This window comes from Pseudarthrobacter humi (assembly GCF_024294965.1).
GTDB classification, from domain to species: Bacteria; Actinomycetota; Actinomycetes; order Actinomycetales; family Micrococcaceae; genus Arthrobacter; species Arthrobacter humi.
Genome location: NZ_JANCLV010000007.1, coordinates 21,811 through 38,869, shown reverse-complemented (window position 1 = coordinate 38,869; position 17,059 = coordinate 21,811). Strand labels below are relative to the sequence as shown.

Genomic DNA, 17,059 nt, shown 5'->3' with positions numbered 1-17,059 from the left:
CCTGATCCAGAGCAGAACTCCTACCGACGGCCCCGGCAACCCCTCGGCTGCTGGACATCCTTGAGCTGGCCGGCGTCGTGGTTGTTCCCGTGGCGATTGACGCTGACGGACCCATCCCGGAGTCCCTCAAACAGGCCCTCACCAAGCAGCCCGTGGCGTTCATTTATGAACCGTGCGCTAACTCCCGGTCGGGCACAAACATGACGCCCGAGCGTCGGGACTTAATTGCTGACGTACTGCGGGATACGCGGGTGCTCATCATTGAGGATGACGGACTGGGGGACCTCGCCCTCAGACCGTATGCGGGCCTGGGGGCGCTTCTTCCGTCGCAGACCGTGCTGGTCCGCAGCTACTCCAAATCCCACGGTCCGGACCTCCGGCTGGCCGTCGTGGGCGGACCGGCCGAGCCGATGGAAAGGGCCAGGCTTTACAGGCAGTTCGGGGCGGGTTGGACCAGCCGCACGTTGCAGAATGCGCTGGCATGGATGCTGACAAGCGATGCAGTGAGGGCGCAGGTGCAGCGTGCGCGCACCGAATACGCTAAACGACGAACCCAGATGGCGGAACTTCTCGCCGACCGCGGTGTCGTGGTCGAAAGCCATGATGACGGGCTGGGTTTATGGGTGCCGGTGCTCAATGAGCAGCAGGCGCTGCTGGTGCTGGCATCGCACGGTGTCGCGGCGGGCGGCGCCTCGGGCGGAGCTATCCGCAGTGGCCATCGGCAGAGCATCCGTCTGGCGATTGGAAAGCAGCTGGAGCGGCCGGACGAGGTTGCCGACCTGTACGCCATGGCTTCCCGGGCCCTTTAGTGCCTGCCTGCACCGTCCGCCGCTGGCCGCTTCCACAACGCCACCGCGAGGACGGCCACCCAGAGCAGAAACGCCCCGATGCTGATCCGTTCGCCGATGCCCAGCACGAGGTTCGGTCCCGGGGCCGCCACAAACGCCACCACGCCCATGCCCGCGCAAACAGCAAGCGAAACGAACGAGTAGACACGCATCCTGCCGTGGAACCCCACTGCCACGAAGCACATTGCCGCGACCATGAGGGCAAGCTGCACGATGGTGGCCACGATATGCATGGGAATCGACGCTTCTTCACCGAGCGTCAGCGGATAGAAGCCGCCCACGATGTTCCACAACCCGTACCCGATGAGCAGGCCGCCGCCGATCCGCAGGGCGCGGTGGCCGCGCGCAGAAATCCAGACGCCGACGCCGAATGCCGTGAACAGCAGCGCGTAGAGCCACATGAAGGGGACCAGGACGTCCCGGCCGGGGGAGCCGACGGCGAACAGCTCGCTCACCATCTGTTCAGTGCGGCGGTAACCCTCCCACCGGGCCGCCGCCAAAACGTCGGTGGCAACTACGTATGACAGCGAGGACAGCGCCCCTGCCGCGAGCAGCCCCCGGCGGAGAGCCTCACCACGTTGGCTTCCGGGCTTTGCAGCCCGCCTGAGCTGCGGAAGCCGATGCTTATCGATTGACATTTCCGGATGTCCTCAGAGCCCGCGGCCTGGCCGGTCGTTGGCGTCGGGGCCCGCGGGCGTTTGCCCCCACGCGTCTTCGCCTACCGGTACAACCCTGCGCCGGGTTGGCGGAACGCCGCTAGGGGCGAACGTCCCTGGCCCTGCGGCCACCGATTCATATCCGGTCCCCCATCAGAAAACTTCCGTCACTCCAGCCTAGGACGGCCCCATTCCCCTCCGAGGTCTGACCAGGATCGGGCGGCGGGGGCCGCCACGGCACCCCTGTATCCTGACAAGGCAGGGTGGATGGCCATACTGGCCCGCCGCAATCGCCACTCGCCGCGGCCCCCGGACTCTTGGAATGGATCCAAATCACTACTGACACACCAGCTCCCGTGGGAATCCCGACGTCGGCTCCCAATCCCTCGCGCACAGCGGTGGATGATCCCGCCGTCGTGACCTGGGTCGAGGCTGGTGTCAGCAGGACCGCGCGCTGGCGTTCGGCGAACGGCAGACCGGCGCCGGCGCGCGTCGAAGTGGTTACTGACTCCCTCACGGCCGATGAGGCGAACCGGATGGCGTCACAGGGGATCGCGATGCTCTGGCACGGTGACTTCCACAACGCGCGGCAGATCCTCAACGCCCTCGACCGGCGGGTAGGCGCCGGAAAGAAGAAGACCGCTGCAACTCCGGCTGAAAAGTTTTATCGGCATCGCCAGTCCGCCTCGCACCGTGCGCGCATTCTCGGCCTGGTGCTGATTCCACTAGATCCGGGCCCGGTGGTGCCGCTCCGCCGTGCACCGGACATCCGGCAGGCCGCCGCTGAAGCGTACGGCGATATCGGCGAATCTTCGGTTGTGTCACTGCATGAGCTTGTCGGGGCAATTGGCGCCCACGAGTGGCGACGGAATGGCGTCTACGTCGATGCCCTGCAGGGCCGCATCCACCCGCACTATGGCACGTTCTTCCCCACCCGGAGTGAGTATGTGGATCTCGTGGCGGCCGCGCCGCTGCCCTCTGACACGCTGGCGTTCGACGTCGGAACCGGCACCGGGGTGCTCGCTGCCGTCCTCGCGCGCCGTGGCGTCCACCGCGTGATCGGGACGGACAATGAACCGCGTGCCATCGCCTGCGCGGGTGAGAATTTCCGGAACCTCGGTGTCCAGGACCGTGCCGAGGCCGTCCTGACCGACATGTTCCCGCCCGGACGGGCGCCGCTCGTTGTCTGCAACCCGCCCTGGATTCCGGCCACGCCGCATTCCACCCTGGACAGTGCCGTCTACGACCCCGGGAGCAGGATGCTGTTCCGCTTCCTGAACGAACTCTCCGACCATCTGGAGCCGGACGGTGAGGGCTGGCTTGTCCTGTCCGACCTGGCCGAGCACCTTGGCCTGCGGTCGCGTGACGATCTGCTGGCCGCCATCGAGGCGGCCGGGCTGACGGTGGTGGATCGGCTCGACACAAGGCCAACCCATCCGAAGGCATCGGACCGCGACGATCCTCTGTTCGAGGCGCGCACGGCCGAGGTCACCTCCCTGTGGCGGCTTGTTCCCCGGTAGCCACAAGCTTCGCCGCAACGCGTGCCAGCCACCGGACAGACGCAGGCTATGGATCTGCTCCTCCGGGGCCGGCGCAGCCGCCGTCGAGCAGTGCGTCACGGACGACGGCGACGACGGCGCCCGGGTTGGTGCCGCCAGTGCGTGACGGGTGAAGATCGTGAACATATCAGAAATAGCAACGAATGTTCACTATCTTCACCATTTGTTTCTCACGCCTGTTATGGTGAATATATGGAACATCCGGCTGAAACTCCGTTCTTCCGCGCCATGGATTCGAAATCCTTTGGCGCTTCGGTCCGTAGCGCCCGTCAGGAGCGGAAGCTGACGCAGAGCGGTTTGGCCGAGCTCATCAACGCGAGCCGTCACACCATCGTCCGCCTGGAACAGGGCGAGAATGTTTCTTTGGAGACGGCCATCGCGGCGGTGCGGGCCCTTGAGCGGGATATTGCCCTTATTCCGCGGTTTTCACGTTTGGACGTCAAGCAGTGAGGCTTAATGAGCGGCTGGCCGTCTGGCTGCATGGCCGGCGGATTGCCTGGCTCACGGGAACGTCGTTGCGTCCGCGGCTTGAATACCTCCCGGACCTTGTAGCTGAGTACGGTGCCGGCGCTGCCCTGCTCTCGTTGTCTTTGCCGTTGCAGTCCAAAGCCATCAACGGTCCGGCAGTGCTGAACTTCTTCGATGGGCTCCTCCCGGAAGGTCAGGTTCGTGCGCACTTGGCCGACCTGCACGGCGTTGCTTCCACGGACATCAAAGCGTTGCTCGCGGCGGTGGGCGCTGACTGTGCCGGCGCGGTGCAGGTCCTTCCCGACGGCGTGGATCCCGGGGAGGGGGGAGAGCTGCTGCCGATGACCGAGCAGGAAGCGTGGAGGCGGCGCCCCGGGCCGGCCAATACCAGCCGCTGTCGCCTGGCAACATTCGCCGATTCCGGACTTGCTGGCGGCCGAACATTGGGCGCTTGAGCTGGCCAGGGCGGCAGGCCTTCGTACGGCACGGACACGGTTGGAGACGTTCGGCACCCGGGATGCCCTGGTAGTGGAGCGCTATGACCGAACGGAGGACCACAGGCGGATTCATCAGGAAGACTTCACGCAGGTTCTGGGGATTGCGTCTGCGGCAAAGTATGATCAGTCGACCGCGGCACCGTCACGCCTCGCGCAAGTGGCTGCAACCGCGTCGCTGCACAGCCGAAATGCTGCGGCTTTCAAGAGTGAGTTGTTGAAGGCTGTGGCTTTCAATGTCCTTGTCGGCAACGGCGACGCCCATTCCAAGAACTACTCGGTGCTTATCCGGGAAACGGGCGAGGTGGAGTTAGCGCCCCTGTATGACGTCGCGCCAACGCTGCTGCTATATGCGCGCAGCTCCAATGCGGGGCATTCAGTGGCCGGGCAGGCCCGGCTGAACTACATCACCCTGGACCATCTTGTGAGGGAGGCTGGCAGTTGGGGGATGGACGTCGAGGAAGCCCGCGCCGGCGTGACGGGCATCCTCGTTGCGGCGGCGGAGGCTCATGCGTCCGTCCCCCAGCGCCTCGCGCACCTGCCCGCCCTCGTGGCTGCTCGTGCAGAAGATCTCATTGCCGGAAGCACGGCGCGCAGGCAGCTGTAACCGGACCAGGTGGCGCTGGCCGGAGCCGCCTCAGGTGTACATGAGTGAGCCCGGCGTGGTGAGCTTTTCGCCGGTTTCCAGCCAAGTCTTCAGGCCGGAGAGGATCATCGGCCAGCCGCCATAGAGCTGCTCGTTGGCGCCTTCGCGGAGTTGGTCGTGGGTGACGGTGAGGTGGCAGGAATCGCCCACGGGTTCGATCTCCCAGGTGATGCGTGAGGTGCCTTCGGCCTTCACGTCTTCGCCCCACAAGGCGGTCATTGTCTGGACCAGACGGCGCGGGGGATCGACTTCGATGTTTTCGCCTTCGCCGAGGAGCGCGCCGTCGGCCTTCGGATTGCCCATCTCGAAGCGGCTGCCCGTGGTCCAGTCGGATTTGATGCTGTTGCCGAACTGGTACTTGCTGCGGATTTCGCTGGTGGTGATGGCTTTCCAGAGCAGCTCCGGAGTGGTCTTGATGTAGATTTCGAAGATCTTTTCCATGGGACTTTCCAATCTGGTTTTGAGGTCGCTGAGGGCAGCGGCCCATGGTTCTGCATACTTGCTGACCCAGCGGTCGTGGACCAGGCGGATGGGCACCGGATTGAGGAAATGGAGTTTCTCCCGGCCCCGACGGCGGGTGACCACCAGGCCGGCTTCCTCCAGCAGCTTGAGGTGCTTCATGACCCCGTAGCGGGTCATCTCGAAACGGGCTTCAAGCGCGTGCAGGGTCTGCCCGTCCTCCCGGAAGAGCTCATCGAGCAGGTCCCGGCGGGTGGGGTCGGCGAGGGCCTTGAATACGGCGTCCATAGATCCAGAATAGGTGACTGATTAGTCACATGTCCAGCGTGGATGTGCGCATGAAGCCGCTCATGCCGCCCTCCACCTTGGCGACATCACAGCTCCTGATGCTCTTTGGGACTAGGGGTCGGTCCATCGTTGTGTGGCTAAACGGCACCCACGGGGCGGGACTTCCTGCAACGGACAACTTCCAGCACTGGGAGCTACTGGCGGAGATCAGCGACGGTCTCGCCGGGCTCGGCATACCCAGGCCACGCTCCGCGATCGTATACAACGACAAAGTCCTCGGCACTTCACAGCGGACCAAGCCGCGCAGCAGATCGCGGATTCGGTGCTAGGTCGCTAAGAGCGCGGTCCGCGGCCGACATGCCATTATGACGCACGCGCGCTTCCGAGAAAGGAAACTACGCCTCGACCAGAATCACCAAGGTTTCGGGCAGCACGCCGTCATACGCCATCGCCTCGGCCCCGGCCTCGGATTGCATGAGGGCCATGACGGCTTCCATGTCGGGAACGTCCATCAGCACCGCCACTTGCGTCGGGTTCTGTGACGTTTCGCGCCCACCCGGATGTTGCCGCACTGATGGGGCAGCTTGGGCTGATGCCCGGGATGCGACGCGGGCACAAGGTTCGTGACCCAAAGCAACCATGCACCAGACTTAGGGGCGTGACGAACAAACCCCGTCCCGGCCTCGCGATAGCTGCGCTCAGCCTCGGCACCTCCCTGAACCCGCTGAACTCGTCCATGATCGCCGTCGCGCTGGTGGTCCTGCGGGAGGATTTCGCGCTCGACGTCGCCACCGTCACCTGGGTGATCACGTCGTTCTACCTCGCGTCCGCGGCCGGGCAGCCGCTGATGGGCAGGCTCGCGGACCGCTTCGGGCCGCGCCGCCTGTTCACGGTCGGGATGGCACTGGTGGCGGTGACCTGCGCGCTGGCGCCGTTCGCGCCCAACTTTGCGCTGGTCTGCGTGGCCCGCGCGCTCATGGCCGTGGGGACCGCGACGGCGTACCCGTCCGCCGTCGTGATGGTCACCGAACTGAGCCGGCTGGCGAAGCTGCCGGCCACCCGCCCGCTGGGCCGGATCCAGATGGCGAACACGTCGGCGGCCGCGGTGGGACCCGTCGTCGGCGGTCTGCTGGTGAGCCTGCTGGGCTGGCAGGCGCTGTTCGCCGTGAACGTGCCGCTCGCGCTTCTGGCGCTGATTGTGGTGCACCGGGCGGCGCCGGCCGATGCCGGACGTGAAACCGGGAAGCTCTCAGCCCTGATCCGTGACTCGGACATCCCCGGCATCCTGGCCTTCGTCGGCTCGCTGATGCTGGCGATGATGGCGCTGCTGAACGTGATGCCGGGATACCGTTGGTGGCTCCTGGGCGCGGCGACCGTCATTGCCGCGCTGTTCGCGTGGCGGGAGCTGCGCTTCCGCCCGCCGTTCCTGGACCTGCGGCTGCTGGGCCGGAACCGGCCGCTGCTGCTGGTGTATCTGGTGTTCGTCGTCTTCAGCGGCGTGTACTACTTTGCGTTCTTCGGCCTGCCGCAGCTGCTGCAGGAGGCGGGGGATTACGACGCCGGGCTGGTGGGCCTGCTGATGTTTCCCCTGGCGGCGATGTCCGTGCTGGTCACCCCGGTGACGGTACGGCTGATTGAGCGGTTCGGCGTGCGTTCGGTGTTGATCGCCGGTGCCCTGATCCTGCTGCTTTCCTCAGGTGGGCTGGGGGCGTTGACGTTGTCCCTGTGGCCGCCCTTGGTGTTTGTGCTGACCGCGTTGATGGGTGTGCCGTACGGCGTGGTGAGCACGGCGTCGAACCAGGGCCTGTACGTGTCCGCCCGGCCGGAGGAGAGGGGAGTGGCGGCCGGCATTTTCCAGACGTGCCGCTACCTTGGGGCCATCACGGCGACCGTGCTGATCGGTGTGCTGTACGGGCCCGGCGTGAACCAGTCGAACTGGGGCCTGATGGTCCTGGTGATGCTGGGGCTGGGGACGGTGGTGCTGGGGTTGGCGGTGGCGTGGAAGCGGAAGGGCGTTTAGCTGTAGCTTCGGAAAGCTGCCGCCCGGCGCGCACCCACGCCAGGGAGCCTAGCCCTTCGCCGCGTACGACTTGGGCAGTTTCAGGCCGCGCTCCTCCATGAGGGTGCGCAGGCGGGTGGGGTAGTCGGTGATGATGCCGTCCACGCCCAGATCCATCAGGCGCTCCATGTCCGCGGTGGTGTTCACGGTCCACGGGATGACCGGCAGGCCCAGGTCGTGGGCTTCGGTGATCATCGCAGGGGTGACGGAGCGGAACGTGGGGGAGACGACGTCGTACCCCTGCGCGGCTGCCGCCCGGGGAAGGGAACCGTTGTAATCGTCGATGTCGATGCCGCCCAGGTTGGGGCTGGCGCCGGGCTGGCCCACGCCCATCCACGCGTCGCCGCTGGAGAGCGCCACCAGCGGGAGTTCCGGCGCGATCTCCTGGGTGAGGTTCAGCGAGGACCAGTCGAAGGACTGCAGGGTGGTCCGGTCCGCCATGCCGGAAGCCTGGATCCCGGCCACCACGGCCCGGGTGAGCGACTCCATGCCCGCACCGCCGATCTGGCTGCTCTCCACTTTGGTTTCCACGTTGAGGCGGACCTTGGCGGCGTTGGTGTCGCGGACCAGCTGGTAGACGTCCTTGAGCTCGGCGATCCGGTTGCCCTCGATGACGTCCTGCTCCGGGTAGCCGGGCAGCTGCACGAAGCCGCAGTTGAGCGTCTTGACCTGAGCGAGTGACAGCTCGGCCACCCGGTCGCCGACGTACGGGAACTTGGGGTCGCCGGCGGTGGCCGGTGCGGTGTCCGCGCACTTGTTGGCCTGGATGGTGTCGTCGTGCCACACGATGACCATGCCGTCCTCGGTCAGGTGGGTGTCCAGCTCCAGGGTGGTCACGCCCAGCGCCAGGGAGTTCGCGAACGCGGCCAGGGACTCCTCGGCCCACTCGCCGCGGCCGCCGCGGTGGCTCTGCAGGTCGAGGGAGCCGTTGCGCTCGTTCACCTTGATCGCGGACGTTGCGGTTCCGGCAGCGTTCGACGGCGGCGTGCCGGCTTCGTTCTCCGGGGCGGCGACGGCGGGGCTCGCCAGGGCGGCGATCAGGGCGGCGGCTGCCGCTGCGGTCAGGACTGGGCGCATGGGTGGTTTCCTCCTGGGGTGACGGGGACCGGCTGATGGCCGGTGACCATCCACGCTAGGGAGGGCAGGTGGCGCGTTTGGTGCTCTTAGTTGGAGCGGAGGTTAACGCGGGGTGGTCATCGCCCCCGCTGTCACCGTGGTTCCGGACGCCGCCGGTGCTTGTGGTGCAGTTCGTAGCTGTCGAACACGGCGGACGACGTGGTTCCCGAGTGGCCGAATTTGCCGCGCAGGACGTCGGCCAGGTCATTCAGCGCCGCGTGCAGCATGCGTCCCGCAAAACGGAGTTCGGCGTTCCGGCTGCCCTCGGCGTCGGACGCCAGCCGGTGGGCATAGGCGATGGTGGCGGGAAGCGAACCCCGCTGCTCCACTTCGTGGAAGTAGTAGGTTTCGTGGAAGGACAGCAGATCGATGCTCACGGACGCTACGTTTCGGGCCATTGCTTCGAGCAGCCCGGCAGCATGCCGGGGCTCCAGCGAGGCTATGCCGGAAGGCCCTGCCGCTTCCCGGAACAGGTTCAGTTGGTGCGCAAGGGCCCGGCGGCGGCTCAGGGCAGGGTAGGTCTGCAGGATCCATGAGACCGTTGCGGTCAGCAACCCGAAACCGGTGACAGCCTGGAGTGCCGTCACCAGCCTGAGCAGCGGATGCGATGCCACGATCTCGCCAAAGCCCACGGTTGAGAGAGTGACCAGGGAGAGGTAGAGCGCTTCGGCAAAGTCACCCCGCCTGGGCACTCCCTCGCCGTAGATGAAACCGCCCGGCAGGTGGGGCAGATACAGCAGGGCCCAACCGATGGCTGCCAGGCCGGCCCACGCGCCGATGACAGCCGCCATGGCCAGGGGAGCTGCGATGGGGGACGCCCCGCCCCGGAGTTTCTTAGACAGCAGCCAGAATCCGCGCATGATGGTCCTGCCCACCGGTCCTGAACCGTGGGGATACAGCAGCGTGTGGAAGACGTCGGCGAGCATCAGCAGAATCAGCCCTGCGCCCACAACCGTCCAGAGCGTGTCCTCTAAGTCCATGCCTCATCCTATGGGCGGCCGGGACCGGGCCCGCCAGGCCTGGACGTGCCCGCCCGTCCCTCGATGGGCCGCGGGCTCTTCCACACCGACTCGCGCGGGCCGGGCGGGTACGCCGCCGTCTTTCCGGCCCAGGCGATCACCAGTGCGGCGATGACAGGGAGTGCAGCGGCTGCCGGGACCAGCAGTGGTCCGGCCACCACCAGTGCGGCGGAGCCGTAGAGGGCGCCGACGGTGATGCCCAGCTGGATGGTCAGGACCGTGAGGCCGTTGGCGGCGTCCTTGTTCTCGCGGCCGGCGCGGAGGATCGCGGACTGGTTGTAGATGCCGATGGCACCCAGGCCGGCGCCCCACACGGACATCAGCACCAGGGCGAAGGCGAGGCTGCCGCCCACAAACGGCAGGAGCAGCATCGAGAGGGCGATTGCCGCCGTCGTCATCAGGAGCGAACGGCGCGGGTGCGAGTCGACGGTGAGCCCGGCGATCCAGATGCCCAGCAGGCCGGAGACGCCCAGGACGGTGAGGGAGAGGGTGATGGCGTAGTCGGGCAGGCCGGCGTCGCGGATGTACGGGGCGATGTAGGTGAACAGCGCGAAGTGGGCCAGGACCAGCAGCGGCCAGGCGATGGCCACGGGCTTCACGCCGGGCTGGGCGATGGCAGCGCGCAGGGAGGGGCGGGCCTCGCCGGCGACCTGCCGGACGGACGGCAGCAGGAAGCATCCGACGACGGCGAGGAGCAGGCTGAAGCCGGCGAGGGCCAGAAACGACGCGCGCCAGCCGAGGAAGCCGCCAAGCGCGGTGCCGATCGGGGCGCCGATGGCCAGGCCCAGGCTGTTGCCGCTGAAGACGATGGCCAGGGCCTTGCCCACCTTGGCAGCCGGGACCACACGCGCGACGTAGGGGGCCATGGTGGTCCAGAGCAGTCCGTGGGCCAGGCCGCCCACCAGCCGAGCGATCATGGCGGAGGTGAAATCGGGTGCGAGGCCAACCATGGCATTGCTGAGCGCGAACGTCAGCACGAGCGCCACGAGCAGGGGGCGCTTCGGGACCGTGCCGAGCAGCCGTGCGGCGGGCACCACGGTGACCACGATGACGGCGGCGTAGGCGGCGGCGAGGTAGCCGGCCACCGGTTCGGAGACGGTCAGGCCGGTGCTGATCTGGGGGAGCAGGCCGGAGGGGAGCAGTTCGGTGGTGATGGCGGTGAAGGCGATGGTGGCCAGGACCATCATGGCGGCCAGCGGGAAGCGCTGGGCCGCCGGCGCGGAAGTCGCGGAGGACATGGGGGAGTTGTTCCATTCAAGGAGGAGGGGGTTGGAACCGAGGCCGATCGCCCGTCAATTCCTCCCCTAAATTTACCCGACAAACGGATTGTTTACGTGCGGGGCGTGCTTTTGCGACGCCGGGCCGCGGCTCTCCGCCACCACAGTCCGCCGTGAATCCCGCCGCGTGAACCACAAGTCCAGCCCTCGTGTTGCTGTTGACTCAGTCCCAGGAAGGCAGCGGCAGCCGTTCCGCCGGGGCAAGGCGTCCTGGAGGGGCGGGAAGGCTGCGGAAATAAGAGCCTACAACGACTTTAGTAATTAACTCAGAAAGTATTGACGGGCTGCTCTGCGGCGAGGATGATATTGAAGCGTAGGCAGTGGCGGCCGGAAAGTCAAAAGGCCCTGCCGGTGACATCCAAAAGGGACTTGTTATGACCCATAGTCAATTTCAGGAATGGCCGGCGCGGTCACGCCACTGGCAAGATCGCCGGATAATTTCTTTTTGGATAAGTAATGGGGAAAGTATCGGACTGGGCGACGCGGTTAAAGACCTGACAACCTTGGCCGGAATCCCGCCGTGCAGCAGCTGTGAACAGCGCGCAGCTTTCCTTAACAGGCTTTTTCGCCTGCCGCGGTTCCGCAAGCGGAACCGGTCCTAATGATCGTGTAGACCCGGCACCATGCCGGGGTGCCGGCCTGCCCACAATACGGCCGGCGGAGTGTCAGGAGGCGGCCATGCCGCAGCAAGTGGTGGTAACGGAAACCTATTGGTGTCCCGGGGCATGGCCTTGGGAGTGGTTCGATACATGCACCCGCAGGGTGACCAAGTGGTGTTATGACTTCAGTTGGGTTGAGGAAACTGGCTATGGGTTGGCCAGCCATCTGAAAGGGTGCGAAAACGGAATTCTTTACAGTTGGTGGGCCTTTTCCTTCAATATCTGGGGCAGTACCCAGTACGGTCCGGGAAGAATGTGTTTTACCAGCCAATTGAGTTCATCGGGACGGTGCGCCGCTTCGGCCGTTTCCGGGCTGACCGTGACGGCCGAAGCGCCGCGGATTCAATCCATGGCCCGCCGTCAAATCCGCGGGCCGGTACACCGGCCGTTAGTGGATGAAAAAGAGCAATCCGCGTTTGACGATGAGAGTTCGGAGTAATTCCGTGCGTGCCACATTAAACCTGGAAACGTTGATTCAGAATGTCCATTGCCATGACGAGGGCGATGGGTGGGGAAATGCCGAGCCGTATATCTGGACCGTGTTCTTCAAGGTGGACGGGGATAACTTCGCCGTCGAGGCCGGGTCCGGGCTGATCGGCTCGCCCACCATCGTTTCGAGCAACGGAAGCCACGGGAACCTGGGCAACACGGACGTGGATGCCGGGGACGATGTGGCGGTGCCGGACGCCGTCGGCCTCTGGTCCACCAAGCTGAAACCCATCCCCGTCAACGATGCGGGGCTGCGTGCCCTGCTCGGCGCGGACGATATCCCCGCGATCGCCGGGGTGGTGGTGTCCCTGATGGAGGAGGACGGCTGGCCGGACTCCCTGGCTAACACGGGGTATTCGGCGTTTGTGGATGCGGTCCAGTTGGCTGTGGTCAAGGTGGCCGCAAGTTTCCAGCACGCACTGGCGGCGCCTACACCGCAGGAGATCAAGGACCAGATCGACGTAGTGAAGGCCTCGGCCGCCACGTCGGTCAAGGCGGCGGTCAAGAACGCCATGTCCGGGTGGGAGCTGATCTGGTACGGGACGTTCGGGAACAACGATGACGGAATCGGTACGGAAGCGTTCACCACCACTACCGACGAGCTCGTGACCACGCCGGTGATCACGATCAACCGGCGGTGGTCCGGGGATGAGTCCGGGGACGGGGACTGGGAAATCGGCGGGGTGTTCCGCGGCTTCCCGCAGCTGGACTGCGACCTTGAGCGGCTGTTCTCGTTCAGCGCCGGCAGCGGGGCCCGGCAGGAGGAATCGCGGGCCGAGAGCTTCGACGCGATGCGGGCCTTCCGGGGAGGAGCGTTCCGTGAGTCTCCGGGTTTGGGGGCGTGGTGGGCGGAATTCGCCGCGGCGAGCCCGGCGCTTGCCATGCTCGCGGAGCAGCGCCCGGACGTTCAGGAGGCGCTGAACGGGTTGGTGCACGACGCCGGCACCTGGCTGTCGGACGGAACGGAACGTATTGGCGGGCAGTCTCTGGAACGCCTGAACACTGTCCTGGATGCACTGGCCGCGGACGCACCCGGCCACAGGGCGCGTGTGCTCCGGCAGGCCAAGCGCCTTGTGAAGCGGCTGGACGGGGCCAGCTTTGAGGATGGCCTGCGGTTCGCCGATGAGATGAAACCGGTGGGCAGGACGCCGCGGAGGGACCCTGTCCAGCCGGCGCCGGACTCCAGCCGGGCGGCAGGCTACTGACCGGGAGCGGGCCAAGCGGCCGGCACAGACTCGGCTCACCGCCAGTGTGTGCCGGCCTCACCATGTAACGGTTCCCGCGGCCCCGTCCACGGTGATGCTCTGGCCGTTACGCAACACGGTGGTGGCGTCCGCGACACCCACTACCGCGGGGATGCCGTATTCGCGGGCCACCACGGCTCCGTGCGATATGACCCCGCCCATCTCCATCACCAAAGCGCCAGCTGTCATGAAAAGCGGCGTCCAGCCGGGATCGGTGGAGGGGGCCACCAGGATTTCCCCCGGTTCCAGGTGGGCGCCCACCGGATCCATGATCACCCTGGCCTTCCCGGTGGCGGTGCCCGCAGAAGCCGGCGTACCCGTGAGGCTGTCCGCGGCAGCAGGTGGGGGCACAGCGGCGGCCTCCACGTCTGTGCCGTCCGAGAGCAGGAGGCGCGGTATGCGCCGCCGCCGGAGTTCGACGTCGTACAGCCTGCGGCGGCGGGTGACGATCCCTTTCAGGTCCGCACCGCGGAGGCCCACGCGCAGTTCGTCGAAGTCCAGGAAGAACACGTCGCCGGCGGCGTCGATGGTTCCGTTCCTGACCAGCTCGGCACCCACCTCCTCGAGCTGCCGGTGCATCTGGGCGAGCACCATCACAATGCAGAACTTGGGCAATTCCCGGAGGCCGGCGAGCTGCCGTGTCCGGCGCAGGCACAATCCCACCAGGCGTCCGCGTAACCGGCCCACTGTCCCGGCACGCTCCACCAACTCGCTGATGCGGGCCTCGGCGTGGGCTGCGGCGGTGGCGAACTGGCGGTCCGGGGTTTCTTCGGGATCGTCCACCCGGAGATAGTTGGAGATCATGCCGAGGATATGGTCCGGCTCCTCGGACCACCGAGGCATCCCCAGGTCGATCTCCGCCACGGCCCGGTGGCCGTACTTTGCCAGGAATTCCCGCAGCCCGGACTGGGCGGCGCCTGGCAGCGTCCCCGCCCTGTAGCGGGCAGCCAGTCCAGCGGGCTTCAGCTCCGTGAACGCCCGGCTCGCTTCCGGATCCCTGCGCAGGGACACGGCCAGCTGCCACAGCTCCAGGTCCATGATGGTGGTCACGTTGTGGGGGAGCCCGCGCAGGACTGCCTCAAGTTCGCGCGGCTTCGCGATTCCGCGGAGCAGCGTGCGGGCGGCGGCCAGCATCAGGTATCCCAAGGCGGGAGCCGGCAGGGTGGCCTGGATCAGCCCGTTGATGGTGGTGGTCAGGATCTCCTCGGCGTGCTGGAGGCGTCTGGACGCCGACGCGGGTGAGGGGAGGACCAGCCGGGCTGCAAGGTTGTCCTGGTAGCGTCGCGCCCTCCGCAGTTCCCGGTCCGGCCACAACAGAGCCCGGACCATGCCGGGAATAAGCCCTGCGAACTGGCCGAGGCTTTGGGTGCCTCCAGCACCTTTGGAGCGCGTCCGGGCAGGGGCAGCGTCGCCGTTGCGGCCGGATCTTTTACGAGGAGGCTGGACAACGCTGAACCGCGCGTCATCCAGGAGGGCAGGCAAGAGGGCAGCTGACCGTCCGTCCGCGAGCGGCAGCATCTTCTCCAGTAACTGGCGTCCGGACTTGTTGCGGAGAATCGGTGTCAGATCCACATACATCCGCAAACCCGGGTTCGCGTACCTCCACGGCCCCTTGTTGTTGCCCCTCATGCGGCCCAGGACGGAAAGCCCCATCGGCGTGATGGGGCGGGTGAGGCCCTGGAGCAGGGTGCCGCAGAGGTAGATCCGTGGATCCGGACCTGAACCTGCGCCCGCGGCGTCCGGGCCGGCCTGCCCGTCGAGCGGGTCGTCATCCGGCAACGGGTACAGCGTGGTGATGGGCCGCGACTGGGTCAGCCAGGCCTTGCCGCCGCCGTCGATTACCCATTCCACGTCCTGGGGCGAGCCGAAAAGGCGTTGGGCGGCATCACCCAGGGATGCCAGCTCGTGGAGCTGCGGTCCGGTCAGGCTGGGCCGGCGGCCCTGCGGCTGCTGCAGGATCCGGCCCGACGACGTCTCCACCACGAATTGGTCCGGGTTCACGGCGCCGGACACCACGGCCTGGCCCGGCCCGGGGCTGGCATCGATGACTGTCTGGGTACGGGTGCCGGTCACGGGGTTGGCGGTGAACAGCACGCCGGCCGTGCCGGTGTGGACCATGTTTTGAACAACGACGGCGAGGCCCACCTCGCGGTGGCTGATCCCGTTTGTGGTGCGGTAGGCCACGGCCCGGTCCGTCCAGAGCGAGGCCCAGCAGCGACGGACGGCCTCGACCACGGCGCCGGCTCCCATCACGTCCATGAAGGAGTCCTGCTGCCCGGCGAAGCTGGCAAAGGGCAGGTCTTCGGCGGTGGCGGACGAACGCACCGCCACCGGCCCGCTCCCCAGTTTGGCGTAGGCCTCGCGGACGGCGGCGTCGACGTCGGGCGGTACCGGCGCGGCCATCATCGCCTCGCGGGCGCGCCGGGCGAGGCTGTTCCGTTCTTCGTCCGGAAGCGCGGCACCGTCAAGGCGGGCGCCGTCCGGTCCGACGCCGTCAAGGCGGGCGGCGACGGCATCCAGTTCCGCGGGAGCGGCTTTCCGGTAGCCGGCTGTGGTCAGGCAGAATCCCGGCGGAACCGGAAAATCCGCAGCGGCAAGCCTGCCGAGGTTCAGGGCCTTGCCGCCTACTGCTGCCAGCGTCGCTGACGCCGGCTGGCGGAGGTCAACGAGCAGGCCTGTTCGGGTGCCCTCCTGCTCCGGCCCTAGAGAAGCCACGTCCCGCTCCTAGCCGTTGTCAACACCGTTTCCGGTCTCCTCCCACATGACATCCAGGTTGTGGAAGATCACGGGTCCGTCGCACAGCCTGGCCATCTTGGCAGCGAACTCCGAGGTTTCGGGGCGGCCGGAATTCTCCATGGCAGAGTCGAAGGAATCGAAGTCCACGATGGTGAAATACTTCCCCGGGTGGTCCCTGTCCGCGGTGGCAACAATGCGGCGGAACGTCGGCGGCGTGCTGCCCTCGGTCGTTGAGGGGCGGCCCAGCTCTTCGATCTCCTTGATGCGGGAGGTCCTGAATTCGATGATCTGCACAAACCCGGCCATGACGGCTCCTCGACGGCGGGGACACTGATGCGGATCAGGCTAGTCCCGGAGCCCGGCGCCGCACAGGGGAGAAATGCCCTACTTTGACGGCAGCGATGTTGGCGCGCAACACCCCAGGCCAGCCACTGCGGCCTTCGCGGGGCTGAGTGCCGGATTCCGTCAGGCAGTCAGCTCCGCGGCGGCAAACGATACTGCGAAGCGCGCGCACCAGATACTGACCGAAGTGTAGTCAGCCAGTTTCGTCCCGGCAGGGATCACGTAGTTCTGGTCGCCCTTGTTGGCTTTGAGCGCTCCCAGATCCAGGTATCCGCCGTCGTCGAAGACGTACCAGCCTGCTGTTCCCTCGATCACCGGGGCATCCGTGAGCCATACCCGCAGGTCCGGGCCATCGGAGGTATCAAGGCCTTCGAACCGGAGGATGTGGGTCCCGTCGGGGAGTTCGATGATCTTGACGCTTCCCTTGCTGGCATGTTCATGGCTGATGAGTTGGCCCGTTGCCACCTCGCGGGGTACGGCAACAGGGGAAGGCTCAGCCGATGATCCCGGCGGCGGGGTGATGGTCTGCGCAACGGCTGGGACGTCCTCGGTCACAGTGGAACTCGTGAAGATCCGCCACGGCTGGAACAGGTAGAGCCCCACGGCCACCACCATGACGGCCACGAGCACAACAGCCGGGATGAGGACGCGTCTGTTCATACCACCTCAACGCCAGGACCGGCTCTGATGTTCCGCGGCA

General features: G+C 66.5%; 16 protein-coding genes. 8 read left to right on the top strand and 8 right to left on the bottom strand.

Annotation, left to right across the window (positions count from 1 at the left end; translation table 11 throughout):
* The first annotated feature begins 47 nt into the window (after positions 1-47).
* On the top strand, positions 48-809 hold the full coding sequence (locus NFC73_RS11670) for an aminotransferase class I/II-fold pyridoxal phosphate-dependent enzyme (RefSeq protein WP_308292680.1): 762 nt from the start codon (positions 48-50) through the stop codon (positions 807-809).
* Here the strand turns inward: NFC73_RS11670 and NFC73_RS11665 are convergent.
* Positions 806-1,486, bottom strand: a complete 681-nt coding sequence (locus NFC73_RS11665) for a DUF998 domain-containing protein (RefSeq protein WP_254750360.1) — start codon at positions 1,484-1,486, stop codon at positions 806-808. The genes NFC73_RS11670 and NFC73_RS11665 overlap by 4 nt on opposite strands.
* Before the next feature lie 434 nt (positions 1,487-1,920).
* Between NFC73_RS11665 and NFC73_RS11660 the strand changes: the two genes are divergently transcribed.
* The 4 genes from NFC73_RS11660 to NFC73_RS11645 all read left to right on the top strand — a co-directional run bounded on the left by NFC73_RS11660 (position 1,921) and on the right by NFC73_RS11645 (position 4,632).
* Complete coding sequence (locus tag NFC73_RS11660; protein ID WP_254750696.1) at positions 1,921-3,024, top strand: methyltransferase; 1,104 nt, start codon at positions 1,921-1,923, stop codon at positions 3,022-3,024.
* 231 nt (positions 3,025-3,255) lie between these two features.
* Complete coding sequence (locus tag NFC73_RS11655) at positions 3,256-3,513, top strand: helix-turn-helix transcriptional regulator (protein ID WP_252573733.1); 258 nt, start codon at positions 3,256-3,258, stop codon at positions 3,511-3,513.
* Positions 3,510-3,986, top strand: a complete 477-nt coding sequence (locus tag NFC73_RS11650) for a HipA N-terminal domain-containing protein (protein ID WP_254750358.1) — start codon at positions 3,510-3,512, stop codon at positions 3,984-3,986. The genes NFC73_RS11655 and NFC73_RS11650 overlap by 4 nt, the downstream gene beginning before the upstream one ends.
* Positions 3,958-4,632 (top strand): HipA domain-containing protein, encoded by a 675-nt coding sequence (locus NFC73_RS11645; protein ID WP_254750356.1) that lies wholly within the window; start codon positions 3,958-3,960, stop codon positions 4,630-4,632. The genes NFC73_RS11650 and NFC73_RS11645 overlap by 29 nt, the downstream gene beginning before the upstream one ends.
* A 30-nt stretch (positions 4,633-4,662) precedes the next feature.
* Here NFC73_RS11645 and NFC73_RS11640 read toward each other — a convergent pair whose 3' ends face one another.
* Complete coding sequence (locus tag NFC73_RS11640) at positions 4,663-5,418, bottom strand: ArsR/SmtB family transcription factor (RefSeq protein WP_254750354.1); 756 nt, start codon at positions 5,416-5,418, stop codon at positions 4,663-4,665.
* 658 nt (positions 5,419-6,076) lie between these two features.
* On the opposite strand from NFC73_RS11640, the gene NFC73_RS11635 reads away from it, so the two are divergent.
* A complete protein-coding gene (locus NFC73_RS11635; RefSeq protein WP_254750352.1) occupies positions 6,077-7,438 on the top strand; it encodes an MFS transporter in 1,362 nt (453 codons plus the stop codon).
* Positions 7,439-7,486: 48 nt separating this feature from the next.
* Here NFC73_RS11635 and NFC73_RS11630 read toward each other — a convergent pair whose 3' ends face one another.
* The 3 genes from NFC73_RS11630 to NFC73_RS11620 form a co-directional block, all read right to left on the bottom strand.
* On the bottom strand, positions 7,487-8,554 hold the full coding sequence (locus NFC73_RS11630; protein WP_254750350.1) for a glycerophosphodiester phosphodiesterase family protein: 1,068 nt from the start codon (positions 8,552-8,554) through the stop codon (positions 7,487-7,489).
* A 131-nt stretch (positions 8,555-8,685) separates the two neighbouring features.
* The gene (locus NFC73_RS11625; RefSeq protein ID WP_254750348.1) at positions 8,686-9,573 is read right to left on the bottom strand and encodes a potassium channel family protein; all 888 of its coding nucleotides are present in this window, start codon (positions 9,571-9,573) and stop codon (positions 8,686-8,688) included.
* A gap of 8 nt (positions 9,574-9,581) precedes the next feature.
* Positions 9,582-10,850, bottom strand: coding sequence for an MFS transporter (locus NFC73_RS11620; RefSeq protein WP_254750346.1), 1,269 nt, complete (start codon positions 10,848-10,850; stop codon positions 9,582-9,584).
* 717 nt (positions 10,851-11,567) lie between these two features.
* Between NFC73_RS11620 and NFC73_RS11615 the strand changes: the two genes are divergently transcribed.
* Positions 11,568-11,987, top strand: a complete 420-nt coding sequence (locus NFC73_RS11615; protein WP_254750344.1) for a hypothetical protein — start codon at positions 11,568-11,570, stop codon at positions 11,985-11,987.
* A gap of 31 nt (positions 11,988-12,018) precedes the next feature.
* Positions 12,019-13,242 carry a hypothetical protein gene (locus NFC73_RS11610; protein ID WP_254750342.1) on the top strand — a complete coding sequence of 408 codons (1,224 nt, stop codon included), beginning with the start codon at positions 12,019-12,021 and terminating at the stop codon, positions 13,240-13,242.
* A gap of 57 nt (positions 13,243-13,299) precedes the next feature.
* Here NFC73_RS11610 and NFC73_RS11605 read toward each other — a convergent pair whose 3' ends face one another.
* From NFC73_RS11605 to NFC73_RS11595, 3 genes are all read right to left on the bottom strand, one after another.
* Complete coding sequence (locus NFC73_RS11605) at positions 13,300-15,996, bottom strand: PEP/pyruvate-binding domain-containing protein (protein WP_254750340.1); 2,697 nt, start codon at positions 15,994-15,996, stop codon at positions 13,300-13,302.
* 9 nt (positions 15,997-16,005) lie between these two features.
* Positions 16,006-16,323, bottom strand: coding sequence for a hypothetical protein (locus NFC73_RS11600; RefSeq protein ID WP_254750338.1), 318 nt, complete (start codon positions 16,321-16,323; stop codon positions 16,006-16,008).
* 159 nt (positions 16,324-16,482) lie between these two features.
* Positions 16,483-17,019 carry a DM13 domain-containing protein gene (locus NFC73_RS11595; RefSeq protein ID WP_254750337.1) on the bottom strand — a complete coding sequence of 179 codons (537 nt, stop codon included), beginning with the start codon at positions 17,017-17,019 and terminating at the stop codon, positions 16,483-16,485.
* Positions 17,020-17,059 lie beyond the last annotated feature (40 nt).